This window comes from Dictyobacter halimunensis (assembly GCF_036245075.1).
The window spans coordinates 1,875,095-1,891,234 of the sequence record NZ_BSRI01000002.1; the positions used below are offsets into that span (position 1 = coordinate 1,875,095).

Here is a 16,140-nt window from a genome sequence, read left to right on the forward strand (position 1 = left end):
ACATAGACATAGACATAGAGGAGCAAGGAAAAAGGGAAGAGGTTACAGGGACATAGGATGTCGCGGCATGTTGAGAGATCGCTTCTATAATCGTCAGCGATGGTGATGATGAATAATATTGTGTTGCCATCTTAATACTCCAGATCTATGTGTTACAGAAGTTACTTTTTGGTCGTATTAAGTAACTACCGTTACGTTGATTGTAACGGAGATGGAACCAGCCTGTCAATAGGAGAGTTTACTATATTCCTATGGCATAGTTGTATAGCCGCCAGACCTGTAGCCAGTAGTATCAAGAACAGAGAAACGAAGAGCTACCGTTCGTATCGATATAGCTGTCTGAGCTCAAGTGAAGCTATATATCAATCTACTCCTCATCAAGATTGCTTGAAAATGGTTGGGGGCTATAGACATACTTCTTTGTATTTTCTGGAATGCATAACTCTGACTATAGATCTATAGCTCATATATACATATCAAGCGATACCTGTCCGCCAACATGGTGGCTACAACAAGCCCTGTATGCGGCGAAGCACCGGTCGAATACTGAATCCCTGCACTAACAGGGTGAATAATACCACTATGTAGGTGGAGAAAATCAATGCAGTGCGGTGGGGAACGTTGGTGGGCAGGGCCAGCGCTAACGCCAGCGACAGGGCTCCCCGCAAACCACTCCAGAACAGGATAAAACGCCAGGCGTGCAGGCGCTTGCGCAGTTCACCGACGAAGGGGAGCGGCAAAAGCAATATCATCACATAACGTGCTACCAGCACCGCGATGATCACTACACTGGCGGCCAGCAGCAGATACATCGGCTGACCAATGGTGAGCAGGCCAAGTGGATTGAGCTGGGCGCCGACCAGCAGGAAGAGCAGTGCATTGGCCAGAAAAGCGATCATGCTCCAGAAGTCATCAACCACCAGGCGTGTCTCTTCAGACATGCCTTGCTCGGTACAATAATTGCTCATAATCAGCGAGGCAACAATAACGGCCAGGATGCCAGACATATGCAGGGCATCGGCCAGTAGATAGACACCATACGCGGTAACAATGGTCATGGTCATTTCGATCAGGTGGTCGTTGACCTGCTTGACACAGCGGCTGACCGCCAGTCCACATAGGGCACCCACCACTATACCGCCCCCGGCCTGAAGGATAAATACACCAATACCACGCAGTACGGCGGCACCTAGCGATACCTGCTGTCCCTGCACCGCCAGCAAGACGATCGCCAGAAAGACCTGGTAGAGCGCGCCCGCCACACCATCATTAAACAGGCTCTCACCCTCGATCAAGATCGAGAGGCGCTCGTTTACCTTGAGCTGCCTGAAAAGTCCCAGCACTGCTACCGGATCGGTCGGTGATAAAATAGCCGCCAGCAGCAGGGCCACCGACCAGGACATGCCCGCGAAAAAGTGGAGTGGGAGCGCGATCAATGCCAGCTCCAATAGCAGTCCCGGCACAGCCAGCAGGAGGATCGGCACCCAGTTCTCGCGCAGCAACCTGAGAGAGATCGACCAGGAGCCTTCAAAAATCAAGGGAGGCAAAAAAACAAAGAGCACCAACTCTGGCGAAAGATGGAAGGCCTCAATATGCCCGAACAGGCTGATCAGCAAGCCGACCAGCACCAATCCCAGCGTATAGGGGACCGCGAAGCGCCTGGAGATAAAAATTACCATCAGCGCGATCAAAAGGAGAACTACCAGCAGGCGAACAACGCTTAATATTTCCATCCATACATAATCCTTGATTAAAGCTGTGTATTGATATAGCAAGCGACAGCTAAAACATCCCCTCAAACTATATCACAATGGACATGCCCGGCAAACAAAAGGAGCGGGGACGCAGCTGTGTCCCCGCTCCTTTTGTTTGTGTCTGATCCGCAAGATGATCACCTGCAGCACGCCTGGGCTTTCGCATCCGCAGTGCTCACGGGGCGTTGTATGTGTGGATGCATTGGGTGCACGAATGCGCACCCAATGCATCCACACATACAACGAGTGCGGCCGCACGTTTTTTTACTCCCTAGGAGGATTAACTACTTTACGATCACCGTTACCGGCACATCTATAACATACATAGGGCACATCTGGCCAGCTTTGCATATGGCCCGGCTGGTGAAATGGAGATCTACTGTGCCGGTATTCTGGGCGGTGAAGCGCCAGACGCAGGTCTTATCGCTCTTGGACGCATAGCCAGCAGGCTTCTGCATCTCCAGTTGAGCCGGTACGCTCTTCGGCCCAATCCACTTTTTCCCGAATGGGAAGCTCAGATCAATAATATCGCCCTTATTCGCGTTCACCGTCGTTCCGGTCTGGCTCTTCACGACTACCGATTGATTGGCCTTGGGAGCATTACTGACCACCACATCGCTGGGACACCCCTGGCTCGTACCATAACCGGCGATACTGGTTGGCGTCGGCGTAGGTTGATGCCCGGTCGTTGGCGCGCCTCCAGCAGTAGTTGATTTGCCACCATTACTACTACTGTTACTGTCAGTATTGCCACACGCCGCCAATACAACCAAAAGCATAATCATTACGACGCCGAGTATACCCACAGTCCGTTTACTTTTATGAACATGCATCCGCATAATCGACATAGAAAAACTCCTTTTCTGCGACCAACCATACTTGCTTGAATAGCCATTCACAGCTATGACGTTGCCCCGGCCATAAAAGTTCCGCTCATTCTCACAATCATATGCCAATACGTTCTTTGATCTCAATTAGTCATTAAGTACTAAGATAAGGTTGAGTCTATTTTTATGCTGCAAAGCCTATCAAAACCGATCACAAGCTGGTTTATCCTCCACTTTTAACTATTCCCTCAGGCTAATTTAACACATGCATAACAATCGCTTAATCATGTTCATACATAATCGAGATGAAACACAACAATAGGCATTCAACCTGTCAGAAACCTGATAACGAAGCAGGCATCCCATTGCATCCTCTCTGGAAAAGAAACGCATACACGGGAAGCCCTCCATTGTAAGCACCCGCTTTTGGATGTGATGCGCATTAAAAATCTATATTAAGTAGAAACATACACAGGTCAAAAGGATACTATTTATGCATTTAAACGTCTATGCCAATCATGGTAAAGGCAAAACCAGTATGCCCTCACAGGCTGTTGCGCGTGGCGTTATACCTTTCGCGGTACTGCTCTGCATGGCACTGCTGTTGACGGGATGCGCAGGTGCGGACCAGCAAGCACAACAGCTGAATGGGCAGCTTAAAATTAGCGGGTCGACGGCGCTACAACCTCTGGTTCAGGTGGCGGCGAAAAAATTCATGGCCTTGCATCCTGAAACCCACATTATCGTGAGTGGAGGTGGCAGTAAAACCGGTCTGATCAATGTCTTTCAAAAAAAATCTGATATTGGAGACTCGGACATCTATGCCGATCCGGCTATTTATCCCGATCCGAATATGACCGACCACATTATTTGCGTTACACCGTTTGTCATGATTGTTCATCCAGATATCAATATTACATCCCTGACAAAAGAACAGATTCTTGATATTTTTTCCACCGGAAAAATCACCAACTGGGACCAGATCAAAGCTGGCCTGAACCAGCCAATTCACCCTATTATCCGTCCATCGACTTCTGGTACCCGCGATACATTTCGTAAATACATCCTTGGTGGTGGCGATGAGAAAGGTACGCTGCTCAAGGTCGACGATACCCAGCAGGTCGTCAATACCGTCGCCAGCACCCCTGGGGCGATTGGCTATATCGCGCTGTCAGCCCTTAAGCCAACCGTCAAAGCGATCGCGATCGACGGCGCCAACCCAACTGCCATCACCATTGGCAACGGCAAATATAATTACTGGTCATATGAGCACATGTATACACTGGGGGATAGCCTCCCGCTGACGAATGAATTTCTCAACTTTATGACCAGCACCACAGTACAGCAAGAAGCCCATCAGCTACGCTATATCACCATTGATGAAATGAATCTGAATCAAGCAGATGCCATTCCCGGTAGCCATGTACAACAAACAGCGCTCGCATTCTCGTCCATTCATGAAAGCGAGGTCACCCGCCGTGAATCGTATGTATAAGCCAGCTTCAACAGTCAATACACAAATGGAAAAAACCATGTCCGACACATCACCAACCTATAATGGAAAAGCCATTCCGATACGCTCTTCACTCAGACGTGGAGGCACCCTGTTAATCGATCTCCCCATTGGCGCACGCCTGACGCTCGGCTTCCTGGCCGCCGCCCTGATCGCGGCCCTGGTAACCGGGGCCACCGGTCTGCAGCGTTCACAATCCCTGAGCAGCCAGGCGGAGTTCTACCGCAGTATCTTAACAGCCAACACTAATTTAAACACCGGTAGCCAGTATTTACAATTGATGAAGACCGAGACACAGTCGATCCTGGCGTTGTTGCAAACTCCGCAGCCTTCAAATGAGACGCTGCAGAACGAAAAAGATGCACTCAAGAGCCTTGTTACGCGCTACGACGGTCTGCTCAATAATTATGTCAATAACGATGTAATCGCCAAACACCAGGAACAGCAGTCGATCCTGGATGTTATCGGTTCATCAAACCAGCTCACCCATCAGCAAACGGTCCTGGTGGGTAGTGCTCAGCGCACCTGGAACATCCATAAGACAGCGTTGAACGATATTTCGCGCTACTTTGATCAGGGCGATATAGCTAAGGCGAGGTACCTGGAGCAGGTACAGGTTGAGCTGACCAATAGTGATGCGGCCAGCGCTCTACGCGCCTTGATTCAGTTTAACGTGCGCCTGACGGATTCGATCAATAGCGCCGAGACGGTTGAATTCCAGAATCAGGTTGTCTTTACCATCATTGGATCGATCATCGCCTTTATTTTGATTTTGATCATCGGGCTGGTCATTTCGGGCACGCTGGTACGCAGACTACGCCAGTTGCGCAATGTAACGCAGGCGGTCGAACAGGGGCAGCTCAATCGGCGCGTAAATGTGATTGGACGCGATGAGATCGCCGACGTTTCAGGATCGGTGAATGCGATGCTGGAAGCCATTGTGGGCCTGCTGGATGAGACACGCAACCAGCGTGACGCGCTGACCAACGCCGCCGAACATCTCTTTACGGATATGCGGGTCGTGAGCGCTGGTGACCTGCGCATCAACGCCCCCGTCAGCAACGATCCAATCGGCATGCTGGCCAACGCGTTTAATTTTACGGTGGGACGCTTCCGCCGCTTTGTGCAGCGTACCCGCACGACAGCCGAACAGCTCGATGTGATCGCGCGCCAGCAGACAGAACGTTCAGAAAGCTTTACTCAGGCTCTCCTACAGGTCAAAACCGCGAATAACAAAGCTCCCCTTATCGTAGATGCCGGAAAAACAGATCTCCGAGGAAAATCCAGCGCACCGGAGAAGATCGATAACCAGCAGGCAGAGTTGCTGGCCCAGTTGCGCCAGACGCGCGAGCTGCTGCGCCAGGTATCCAATGAGGAGATCTTGCAACGCATTCAGACTATTCTGAAAATATCTGAACAGTCCTCTCATGCCGTCGAGCGGCTTACCAACTTCCCAAAATCGGTCAGCACACCCTATGCGAAGTTGGATGAACTGCGCCTGCAGTTTAGCGATGACCTGCAGTTACTGGCAAGCTTGAATAAGCGTATAACGCAGGAGATGCAGATCTCACAGCACAATACCACCCGTGGCTTCCAGGAATTAGATAAAGAGATGTCGCAGATTACCGCGCGAATACGCCTGCTCAAAACGCAGGCAGGCGAGGCGGCTCCCACGGCGGCTAATATGGAAGCGATACAGGAAGTGGTCAAATACAGCACCCAGTTTGCCAACGATGTGCATGCCCTCGCCCGCCAGGTAAGCCAGATGGCGCAAGAGATCCGCACCGGTATCGTGAACTTCCAGTTAGACACCGTTGAGAGCGGCGGAGCCATGGCTCCACTTCCACAGCCCGGCTTCTCAAATCCCAGCCTGGGTCCAACTCCTCAGGGACAGGCCAGCCCGAGCATGCCGGGGCGAAGAAATAGCATGGGACTATTGGAAACGCGCTAGCTACACGGAACTCCGTTGAGAGACGGGCAGACAAAGTGGGTCCCTGGTAAGCCAGGGACCCACTTTGTCTGCCCGCCTCTCTAGGGGGGAAACGTCAGGCAACACTGATCAACATGGTCAGAAGCTCTTCTGCGTCCTGCAGAAAGCGCCTGGGGGACAGGATCTGGTGAATCAGCCCCAGTGACAGCGCATCGGCCACGTTTAAAGGCTCAGAGCGTTCTAGGAGATGTTGCGTTTCTGCTTCGCCAATCAAGGCTGGTAATGCTGTCGTCAGCGCGCGAGGGAAGAGACTGTGACCACGAGCGGGCAGGCGTAGCGTCGTATCTTCACGCGCGAAAATGGTGCCACATAAAATCGCCAGATCGCAGCCAGCTCCCCAGGTAGCACCCTTGATTAAGGCAACGGTTGGAATCCCCTGCGCCTGCAAGGCCTCCAGGGAAAGTTCGATCTCGTGTGCCGTATCTGCGAGGGTGTGGTCGTGCATGATCGCATCATCTGGTAGATCTAAGCCAGCGCAGAATGCTTCTTCACCCATTCCAGTTAGCGCGATGAGACGCGGAGGTTTGTTGCGTGCCTTGAGCAAGGCTGCGGAGAGCTGCTCAAGCATCGCAGCGGTCAACATATTTCGAGGATGTCTGTCAAGAATAAGCCAGAGAATGCCATTGCGTTGACGGACATGTATATCCGACATGAAATACTATATCCTTAATAGTAGGTGACTTGCCGTGCCGCGCGAAAGATAGCACCGGACGGCACATGCATTGATCAAACACAGGCAATATTTTTGATATGCCATACGCAGAATGATCGCTGCTTATGGTAAAGTATATCTCTACATACTCAGAAATTCAAGCGCGTCTTCTGGCAAAAAGAAAGAGCAAGATCGCTTATGAGGTAGGGTTGCGATCTTGCTCTTATCCGCATTACGCCAGGGCAGCTTAGCTAGCCCAGAATGATGCGAACGTAGTTTTGTGTTTCGGCTGGCAGATACGAGAGCCAGGCTGCGCCACCGGCCGCGACAGCATTGTTAACACTACCGGGACCGGCATTGTAGGCGGCCAGGGCTTTGGCATAGTCTCCACCATACTGATTTGAGAGATTGGACATCATGCGAGCGGCCCCGTACAGGGCATCAACAGGATCATAGGGGTTAACACCCATGCCCGCGGCGGTCGAGGGCAGGAACTGCGCGATACCGACCGCTCCAACGGGAGACATGGCGTAGGGGTTAAAGCCACTCTCTTGATTAATCTGGCGCACAAAATAAACCGGGCTGATGCCATATTTCATCGCGGCCTGCTGCGCGATAGCAACATACTGGCTCTTAGGCAGGTTGGTTGTGTCTAGAGTAGGAGGCGTTACAACGGGATTCGTCTGCTGCTTGGCCTGTGCTGGTTGCTGGGTCGTCGACACCGGCGCCGGCACGGTACGGCCGACAGCGAGGTCAAAGTTCTCTTGCTGGGTCTGTACCCACTTAACGGCGCTATCAACCAGTGGCACCCCACTCTGGCCACTGCCAAGGGGCGTCATGGTAAGCATGGTAAACATCAATACGGCGAAGGTAGCCAGCATGACCAGGCCATGGCGCACACGCAAGGTGAGTCCAAGATGCTTTCCCTGTTGGAGACGCAGTGCTTCGGTATCACGCTGCCGTTTTCGATCACCTGGGATAACGATTGGCTGCCTTTTCCCTTGCACCAATGGCTGCTGTATGGTGGCATGTAACGCCAGTACCAATGACTGCGTGGTCTGCGCGTTCTGCAGCACGATAGGAGGATAATTATCGGTATTTCTTACCTTCAGCGCGGCTGTTTGCTCGGTGGTGGTCAGACCCGGAAAGGCATCGGTCTGAAACGTTGACGTAGCAACTTCCCCCGGGACCGGGGTCATCATCGCGACATCGGGGATGCGCGATCCTGACTGTTCAGCGTCATCGCTCTCCCAGGACCGCCAGGAATTAAATTGTGGCATTAAACCCTACCTCATACAAAATATTTTTTTTGTTGCTTTACACTTATTGCTATTTGTGAGTCTAACTAAATAAACCGAGCCTCGTCAATTCGTGGTGCATCTCCTAGGCCAAAAGTCATAGAAAAACATGAATAGATATTAACCATGCACCATTTGGGATGGTGCATGGTTAAGGGAAGGTTGGTAGTTCCCGCGCGTGCGGACGCCCGAGCGGCCGCCCGATTTTATATATGACAAGCGGAAGATGCGCAAAGCGCATCTTCCGCTTGTCATATATAAAATCGTAAGCGAGGATGCTGGGGGCATCCTCAATCCAGGCTTGCCCTGGCTTGTCGCGAAGCGACCCCGTTCCCGGGCGCGCGCCTTCCAGGATTAAGCGTGGCGGGCGACGTAGCTGAGCTCGGGAACGCGTTCGGGGATCGGTTCTTTGCGACGCTGCGGTTTGCGTTCGGGCTTGCGCCAGAGGCGCGCGGGCACATAGGGCTGCATGGCGCGCAGGGCGTTAATATAAACCTGCTGCTGCTCGGTGATGACCCGGTTGGGACCCAGCGACCACCATTCGGATGGGGTAAAGTAGGCCGATACCTCCGCTTCGGGGCCGCTCTTTCCATACCATTGAATCAGGTGCAGATTATCCGATTGTGTGAGCCAGACGGCCAGGTCAACCAGATCTTCGTTCCCGGTCAGGCGGGCCATGCCATAGACTTCGCCCATGAGCTGGAGGATCGTTTTCTGGGCCTCGTTCCCCAGGAAGAACTCCATCCCTCCGCTTCCAGCCCAGGTGGTGGGATATACTGGTAAGGGGAGATGGTGCGGCCGCGCTCGATGGCGTTCGATGAGCTCACTGGCGGTATAGGTGTCCACATGGCGCCGCTGTAGCTCTCCCGGTAGGGCGCGCATAAAGTCAAAGATGCCGCTATCGCGCCGATGATGCTCACCAAAGGTTTCAAAGTCCCATCCCAGCAGCAACAGATCGCCCCAGGTATGGGCGATCCAGTTCGCGTAGGTGTCCGCATACAGTGGATACCCATCCCAACTGCGATTGGAGAAACGATAACCAACGTCGTCGCTGAGCTCCAGGTGTCGCGTCAGTAGATAGGGACTGCTGTTACGGGCTTCCCGGACGGTGCCTGCCTTGCGCACGGGGCGGCGAGCGCGTTTATTCTCTATCGGTAAGGCATAGGGAGCCTCATCACCATTGCGATAGAGGTGGGTACTCTCGCGCCAACCCATTACCCAGGGACGCCCATCCATCAAGGCACCATGAAACCCGGCCATGTCCAGCGCATCATAGAGCGAGGCCGACATGCACATCTCGGTGGTATCGGTCACCACCGGCCGCTTACCAAAGATGGTCTCCAGTTCCTGAGCCATCTCCTGCATCAAGGTAACGAAGGCAGGCATGTCCAGCAAAAAAAGGAAACTATGGTATGGTTCAACCCCGATCAATTCAACATTTTCATGCGCCACCAGTTCCCGGAAAAGGTCCAGCAATGTGCTATCCCACGTTTCCGCCTGGCGTATAAAAGAGAGGGAGAAGCCAATCGAAAGCTTCATTCCCTGGCGCACCAGATCCAAAAACATCTGGGCGGCGGGATAATAGCTATACTGCGCCACTTTTCTAAAGTAGCGTTCATTCATTCGTTCGTCAAAGAGGCAATGGGCAATATCCTCGGGCGTGGCTCCGCGCGGAATGGGCTGAGCCGGTAACTTTAAGCGCCGAGGTTGATGAACCACAGTGTAGATAGCCAGATCCGCAACCATACTCCTCATCCTCCATCCTTACAGCATCTCCTGGCAGCGTATTGGCCCGCCGCACGCATGCGCGCCGGGCCAATACAACAACGAGCAACCTCGTATTGGTAGTTAGTAAAAAACGTTTGCAAAGTTATTATTGCAATGCTAGCGGCTATCGCTTACTATGCATTATACCTGGCGGACTTGGAAGAAACACTTACTTCTTGCGCCACCTGCTCATGCATATGAGACTCGGTCTCTACATCCATCATACTGCTGGGAGACAAAGCAATATTCTGCTTACGCGCCAGGAACTCAAGTTTGCCTACCATGTTGTCGATGACGCGATCCCATAAGAATTGCCGTGCCGTCACCTGGCTGGCCTGGCGCATCTGTTCCTGCTTCTCTGGATGGCGGCGCAGGTAGAGGAGGTAGCCAACAATTTCATCGGGATCATCGGTCTCGGTCACAATAGCATTTTCGAAGGAGACCGCGTAGTCCTCACCGGTTGAGCCGGTCACGGCGATCCCCTGAGCCGCCATCACTTCGAGCGCCACCAGGCCAAAGGGCTCGTGTCCACTATTGGCCAGTGTGGCATCGGCTGCGGCATAGGTGGTACGCACAAATTCCTCGGGCAGGAAGAAGCGCAGATTATAGATGTCGGCGGGGCCAGCCTGTTCGATCGCGTCCAGACACTGCTCAAGATTGGGGCGCTGGGCCACCACATCCTGGATCTGCAAGCCACGATTATAGGCATGACGGAACACATCGGCTCCGTGGGGCTCGATGCCGCCGCGCACAAACAGGGTCACCGGATGGCCAGCATCCTTTAAACGCGCCACCGCCTCGATGGCCATGATCCAGCGCTTATCGGGATCAAAACGGCCAATCTTGAATAGGAAGAAGCGATCAGGATCGCCCCGACGTGCGATGGTACGCAGGCGTTCGACCGCCTGTGGATCAACTGGATTGAGGTGACGGGTGGGGATACCATTAGGAATAACCAGGGGATTAACATTCAGCTCCCACATTTTGTGCTTCATGTACTTGCTGACAGTGCAGAGCGTGGTTACAAAATTCAGTCGTCCCCAATCAATGCGGTTGAGAGACATCAGGCTGTTCAAGTTCCACAACATCAAGACCTTTTGCCGCAAGCCAAACCAGTGCAGGAGATCCGAGGTACGGCACATTACTTCAGCGGTATGCCAGTCCTCTCCCAGGATAACAACCGTCTTCCCCTCGGCCGCCGCGGGCCGCACGATATCGCTAAAAATATGATAAGGAACGCTTTCATTATAATCGTATAGCTTCTGCTCTTCGCCGTCATATACGCCATTGGGATAATATTTGCTGACCCATTGCGACCAGCGCTTAAGGATCAAGCGCCCATCCAGGCGATGCTCAACCGCCGGTTTATAAGGATCGCCGATATAAATAAGATGGGTTGTATATCCCTGTGTTGCCAGCGCTTCGCTTAACTCGGAAACCCGCGTACCCAGACCACCCGCGGTAGAGTAGACATCGGGGCCTTCAAAACAGAGCAGGACAAAGAGCGTATTTGCTGGTGATATTGCTCCGTCTAATTTTATCATGATAGGTCATCCTCATTCTCTTAAGTTTTCTTTGTGGGAAGGAAAACATAGACACCTGTATGCGCCACGATCTCTGGTGTGCCTACTTCTATGTACTAGATAGTACATGAAGGGCTTCTAATTGCAGTATACAACATAATAATATGTACGATTTCACCCGAACACATGTATACAACGACCGGCTTCAGGCTTTTCTTCTCGCAGAGGTAAGGTGGTATAAGTTTTATATATTGGTGCAATACAACAGGTGGGTGCAGATGCACCCACCTGTTGTATTGCACCAATATATAAAAGACTTTGAGGTAGCGTTCCGTCTCTCTTTTATGATGTGCCTGGTGTGGACGACACATTTGGATTTGGCAATGTAGTGGTCGCAGTCGGCGTGGGCAGCGGTGCCGTTGTCGGCGTTGGCACCGGAGCCGTTGTCGGCGTTGGCACCGGAGCCGTTGTCGGTGTTGGCTGCGGTGCCGTTGTCGGTGTTGGCTGCGGTGCCGTTGTCGGCTGTTGGGACGGGGGCGCCTGCGTCGGCTGTTGGGACGGGGGCGCCTGCGTCGGAGCCGGCGATGATGGAGCATCAGTCCAGTTCGTCACATAAAGGGTCAGGACTTCTCCATCTTTCAATGTTTGGCCAGCTTTTGGATCGGTTCGGGTGATAATGTTGGCATCCCGATTAGGATCGTGCGGATCACGATCATCCTGCTGGGCAACAAACTTGATTCCCAGGTTATTCAGTTCAGTCTTTGCTTCATCCAAAGGCTTGCCAATCAGATCACTGGGCACCACAGTCGTGCCAGACAACTCAACCTGGATCGTTGAACCCCGCTGGACATGATTACCTGCCGCTGGCGCCTGATTCGTGACCTTGCCAGTAGTAACACCATTTTTCGCCTGCAGCTTAAGGCCATTGGACTCGGCCAGCTTTTTGGCCGACTGGTAGTCCATATTCTTTAAGTCGGGCACCAGAACACCCTGGGCCACTGTTGGCGTGGAATTAGAATTGCCAGACGGGAATGGCAGGAAATGCAACTGACTGGCGAGATAAATGCTGAAAGCGAGTAATAAGACCGTTGCCGCCAGAATCAGGACGGTAACAATGCCAGCCATACGCGTATCCCGCTGCTCACGTACCACACCGGCGGGCCGGCCACCCAGAGCATCGCGTTGAATAGGCCGGGTCGAGCCCGAGCCCATGTCGCCCATGGTGCTCATAGGTACTGGACGTGGTGGCTCCATCGCGGTGGTAGCATCATTCGGATCAACCGCCGAGGGAGCATATCCCTGATCGGCTTGCAACGCGGTCGCGGCACCATTCTCAACGGCTCCATTGGGACCCATTGCGCTCGGGGACATCTGCTGATTGGGTGACGAAATCTGCGCACCCGGTCGCGCGGCACCATTGAGATAGCCAGCCGCCGCTGGACCCGCCAGCGCAGCCGCGCCAGGATGAGGACCCGCTCCATTGCCAGGTAGCATATTAGCGGCCTGCACGGTATCCTTATCCTCCTCACCCAACAACTCCAGGGCCCGGGCCAGCATATTACCATCCCGGAAACGCATCTCTGGGATCTTTTCCAGGCAGCGCAAAATAATCTCTTCCAGCGCTGGCGGAACATTCGGGTTCAACTGACTGGGGGGCATCGGGACATCCTGGATATGTTGCATGGCAACCGCGACAGGGGTATCCCCATCAAATGGGGTACGACCGGTCACCATCTCATACATGACAATGCCCAACGCATACACATCGGCCGCAGGGCTAACAATCTCACCCTGTGCCTGTTCTGGCGCATAATATTGAACGGTACCCAGTGTCATACCGGTCGTGGTTAAACGCTCGGCATTAATGTCTTTGTACACACTGGCAATACCGAAATCGGTTAATTTAATGGAACCATCGCGCCCCACCATGATATTCTGTGGTTTTACATCGCGATGCACAATACTCCGACGATGGGCCGCTCCCAGACCAAGAGCGACGTCGTGCGCGATAATGACGGCCCGATCCATAGCGAGCACGCCCCGCGAGCGCAGGTAACGACGTAGATCTGCACCTTCGACCATCTCCATGACAATAAAATAATTGCCATCACTCTGGCCATAATCGTATACCTGCACAATATTCGGGTGCTGTAACGAAGATGCAGCCTTCGCCTCTCGCTGAAAGCGCGTCACAAACTTTGGGTCGGTACTGTAAACTTCGCGCAACACCTTGATAGCTACGGCCCGGTCCATGCGCATATCACGGCCCCGATAGATCGTAGCCATACCACCGCGTCCGATAGGGTCTTGTATTTGGTATCGCTCACCCAAAACTTCGATTTGCATAGCTCTCCGCACTGTTGGGCGACCTTTTACAGTGCCCCTCCCTTGTTTATTGGACTATCATTCTTCACTGTCACAGCGGCATCCAGGTGGTTATACTACTGGATGTCACCACCTCAGATGTTCCGGAATGAAAGCCAATTGAGTCTCAAACAAGGATTTACGCATATCTCAACCAGAGACGCAATGTGACTCGCCGGCATCAAATTGCCAGAAGATCTCTTCCCGGAATCTGGAAGAAAGCAAAACGCATTGCGCCACTATTTTAACTTATTCTACGTCAGAATGGAACACTCTGCAGGAAAGTAGGAGTTATCCCCCCTGATAAGGAGGCTTTCGTCTCCTTCTGTTCGATTGTAACAGGTCCATCCATCCATTTATTCACGAATTTTCATTCCACCGAGCTACCAATGTGGGCTGTACCTGGTGTACGTTCGTCTCCCATACGATGGGTTATACGCAGGGCATCCATGTGTTCAAGTAGAGGCAAAATATACTTACGAGTTGTTTCTAACACATCGCGTGCCTCCGCCACGGTTATTTTACCATGTTCATGCATATAGGCCGCTAGTTTTGAGAGTGCTGTACTATAAGCGGTATGGGAAAAAAGGATACCGTCACCTATCTTTACCAGCTGGCCCTGTTCAATCAGGGCGCTGACCACATCGGTGCCTACCATCGCCTCCGCCTCGCTACGTACAGGGGGCGTGTAGGGATGCTCGCGAAAAAGTTGTAATAGCTGATCTACCTGTTGCTGCTGGGCGGCGGTAAAATGTGGGTGAAAGCCAGGTATCCTGATTAATCCACCGGTTCGGACCGCTGCCGACCCGCCCCCTCCCCTGTTTTCCACACTCTCCAACAGGCCATTTTCTTGCAATCGCGCAAAAACTTCGGTCGCCAATCGGGATTGAAGACCCAGGCGGGTACGCCACTCCTCTTTGGAGATTCCGCTGCGCAATGGATACTGTTGGTGGAATTCCTTAACAAGGTGGAGAGCCTCGTCAGTTAACATCTCCCAGACGGTTTGTGCAAACCAGTAAACACCAGCTTTATACACTCTTCCTTCTGATAACAACGACTCTAGTATCTGTTGCGTCACATCTTGCGCTAAATTAGACTGCTTCGCTATCTCTTCGAGTAGATAGCCAGAAAAACCGGATGCTACGTGGGCTGTTTCTCCCCTGGAAGGCTTGCGACGCTCCAGACTGGCCAGGACCAGTTCGTCAGGGGTGGCCTGCATCAGCTGCTCCAGCGTTGAAAGCACCGGTTTCTGAAAACGGCGGTGATAGCGTGGCGTGACATCTACGATTTCACCGCCGCCAATGGTGGCGCCCGGTGACGGAATGCGTACAATGAAACGATCACGCCGAGCAACTACCGCGGGCCGGCTCAAGCGCATCTGCACCCAGGCACTATCCCCCGGTTGAAGCTCATTGGTATCTAGCAGGCGCACACGCGCGGGAATCTCCTGTGAGCCGGTATACACGTCAACGGATGTATTGTGTAAGAGCGGGCGACCGCTGTCGGCAAGCAGACGCAGCCGGGCATCAAAGAGTAACGTAGGCTGCAGCTGGCCTGGTCGGGCCACCACATTGCCGCGCGCGAGATCGCTGCGCGCCACATTGGCCAAGTTTAGCGCCACGCGGCCACCCGGGAGTACAGACTCAAGCTGCTGCTTATGGGACTGCAAACCGCGCACACGCGATTTTATGCCCTGAGGATAAATCTCCACTTCCTGCCCCACCTGTAATCCGCCATCTAACAGCGTCCCCGTGACAATCGTACCGAATCCAGTCAACGAAAAGACTCTATCAACTGGTAAACGCGGGCGGGCAATATTTTTGCGGGTGGAGGTGGCATTCAATAGCTCCTCCAGGGTCTTCAGCAGTTCTGGCAGACCCTGGCCTGTATAGGCCGAGACTGCCAGGATCGGCGCCCCCGCTAAAATAGTTGGCTTCAGATATTCCGCAACTTCATCCCTGACCAGTTCCAGCCACTCTTCATCTACCAGGTCCGCTTTGGTGAGCACAACGACTCCACGAGGCACCTGCAATAGATCTAGGATCGCCAGGTGCTCGCGTGTCTGTGGCATGATGCCTTCGTCGGCCGCGATAACCAGCATGGCGGCGTCGATTCCTCCCACGCCAGCCAGCATATTCTTGATAAAGCTTTCATGGCCGGGCACATCTACAATGCTGACCTCTTGCCCACCAGGCAGTTTCAACCAGGCAAAACCAAGGTCAATGGTCATGCCACGCTCTTTTTCTTCCGTTAGACGATCGGGATCGATACCGGTAAGTGCTTTTACCAGCGTAGATTTACCGTGATCTACGTGGCCTGCAGTTCCTATACAGCTCATGCTTTCCTAGTATATATAACTCGATAGACATTTACACTTTCAGTATACCGCAGATGGGCGGTTATGGCTATGCAAAAGCGAGAGGCGTGGTTCTCCCCGCCTCCTGCGGGGAGA

Annotated in this window: 10 protein-coding genes; 2 read left to right on the forward strand and 8 right to left on the reverse strand. The window is 53.0% G+C overall.

Features of this window, described 5'->3' with window-relative positions:
* Nucleotides 1–506 precede the first annotated feature (506 nt).
* Both AABA21_RS21825 and AABA21_RS21830 read right to left on the reverse strand, forming a co-directional pair.
* The gene (locus tag AABA21_RS21825; protein ID WP_338253645.1) at nucleotides 507–1,733 is read right to left on the reverse strand and encodes a cation:proton antiporter; all 1,227 of its coding nucleotides are present in this window, start codon (nucleotides 1,731–1,733) and stop codon (nucleotides 507–509) included.
* A 305-nt stretch (nucleotides 1,734–2,038) separates the two neighbouring features.
* On the reverse strand, nucleotides 2,039–2,602 hold the full coding sequence (locus AABA21_RS21830; RefSeq protein ID WP_338253647.1) for a hypothetical protein: 564 nt from the start codon (nucleotides 2,600–2,602) through the stop codon (nucleotides 2,039–2,041).
* Nucleotides 2,603–3,074: 472 nt separating this feature from the next.
* Between AABA21_RS21830 and AABA21_RS21835 the strand changes: the two genes are divergently transcribed.
* Together AABA21_RS21835 and AABA21_RS21840 are read left to right on the forward strand one after the other, a co-directional pair.
* Nucleotides 3,075–4,076, forward strand: a complete 1,002-nt coding sequence (locus tag AABA21_RS21835; RefSeq protein ID WP_338253649.1) for a phosphate ABC transporter substrate-binding protein — start codon at nucleotides 3,075–3,077, stop codon at nucleotides 4,074–4,076.
* A gap of 37 nt (nucleotides 4,077–4,113) precedes the next feature.
* Entirely contained in the window at nucleotides 4,114–6,045 is a 1,932-nt protein-coding gene (locus AABA21_RS21840) for a HAMP domain-containing protein (RefSeq protein ID WP_338253650.1), read from the forward strand.
* Nucleotides 6,046–6,139: 94 nt separating this feature from the next.
* On the opposite strand, the gene AABA21_RS21845 is transcribed toward AABA21_RS21840, so the two are convergent.
* The 6 genes from AABA21_RS21845 to selB form a co-directional block, all read right to left on the reverse strand.
* A complete protein-coding gene (locus AABA21_RS21845; protein WP_338253651.1) occupies nucleotides 6,140–6,736 on the reverse strand; it encodes an enoyl-CoA hydratase/isomerase family protein in 597 nt (198 codons plus the stop codon).
* A 251-nt stretch (nucleotides 6,737–6,987) separates the two neighbouring features.
* On the reverse strand, nucleotides 6,988–8,016 hold the full coding sequence (locus tag AABA21_RS21850; RefSeq protein WP_338253652.1) for a lytic transglycosylase domain-containing protein: 1,029 nt from the start codon (nucleotides 8,014–8,016) through the stop codon (nucleotides 6,988–6,990).
* Between the two features lie 372 nt (nucleotides 8,017–8,388).
* Nucleotides 8,389–9,780: a glycoside hydrolase family 57 protein gene (locus AABA21_RS21855; RefSeq protein ID WP_338253653.1), complete on the reverse strand. Its 1,392-nt coding sequence runs from the start codon at nucleotides 9,778–9,780 to the stop codon at nucleotides 8,389–8,391.
* 155 nt (nucleotides 9,781–9,935) lie between these two features.
* Nucleotides 9,936–11,345 (reverse strand): glycosyltransferase family 4 protein, encoded by a 1,410-nt coding sequence (locus AABA21_RS21860; protein ID WP_338253655.1) that lies wholly within the window; start codon nucleotides 11,343–11,345, stop codon nucleotides 9,936–9,938.
* A 321-nt stretch (nucleotides 11,346–11,666) separates the two neighbouring features.
* Complete coding sequence (locus AABA21_RS21865; RefSeq protein ID WP_338253657.1) at nucleotides 11,667–13,670, reverse strand: protein kinase domain-containing protein; 2,004 nt, start codon at nucleotides 13,668–13,670, stop codon at nucleotides 11,667–11,669.
* 388 nt (nucleotides 13,671–14,058) lie between these two features.
* Complete coding sequence (gene selB, locus AABA21_RS21870; protein ID WP_338253658.1) at nucleotides 14,059–16,026, reverse strand: selenocysteine-specific translation elongation factor; 1,968 nt, start codon at nucleotides 16,024–16,026, stop codon at nucleotides 14,059–14,061.
* Nucleotides 16,027–16,140: the final 114 nt, after the last annotated feature.

Bases quoted from the DNA above. Each gene is read 5' to 3' on its own strand.
- AABA21_RS21825 (WP_338253645.1), bottom strand. From the start codon at position 1,733: ATGGAAATATTAAGCGTTGTTCGCCTGCTGGTAGTTCTCCTTTTGATC.
- AABA21_RS21830 (WP_338253647.1), bottom strand. From the start codon at position 2,602: ATGTCGATTATGCGGATGCATGTTCATAAAAGTAAACGGACTGTGGGT.
- AABA21_RS21835 (WP_338253649.1), top strand. From the start codon at position 3,075: ATGCATTTAAACGTCTATGCCAATCATGGTAAAGGCAAAACCAGTATG.
- AABA21_RS21840 (WP_338253650.1), top strand. From the start codon at position 4,114: ATGTCCGACACATCACCAACCTATAATGGAAAAGCCATTCCGATACGC.
- AABA21_RS21845 (WP_338253651.1), bottom strand. From the start codon at position 6,736: ATGTCGGATATACATGTCCGTCAACGCAATGGCATTCTCTGGCTTATT.
- AABA21_RS21850 (WP_338253652.1), bottom strand. From the start codon at position 8,016: ATGCCACAATTTAATTCCTGGCGGTCCTGGGAGAGCGATGACGCTGAA.
- AABA21_RS21855 (WP_338253653.1), bottom strand. From the start codon at position 9,780: ATGGTTGCGGATCTGGCTATCTACACTGTGGTTCATCAACCTCGGCGC.
- AABA21_RS21860 (WP_338253655.1), bottom strand. From the start codon at position 11,345: ATGATAAAATTAGACGGAGCAATATCACCAGCAAATACGCTCTTTGTC.
- AABA21_RS21865 (WP_338253657.1), bottom strand. From the start codon at position 13,670: ATGCAAATCGAAGTTTTGGGTGAGCGATACCAAATACAAGACCCTATC.
- selB (WP_338253658.1), bottom strand. From the start codon at position 16,026: ATGAGCTGTATAGGAACTGCAGGCCACGTAGATCACGGTAAATCTACG.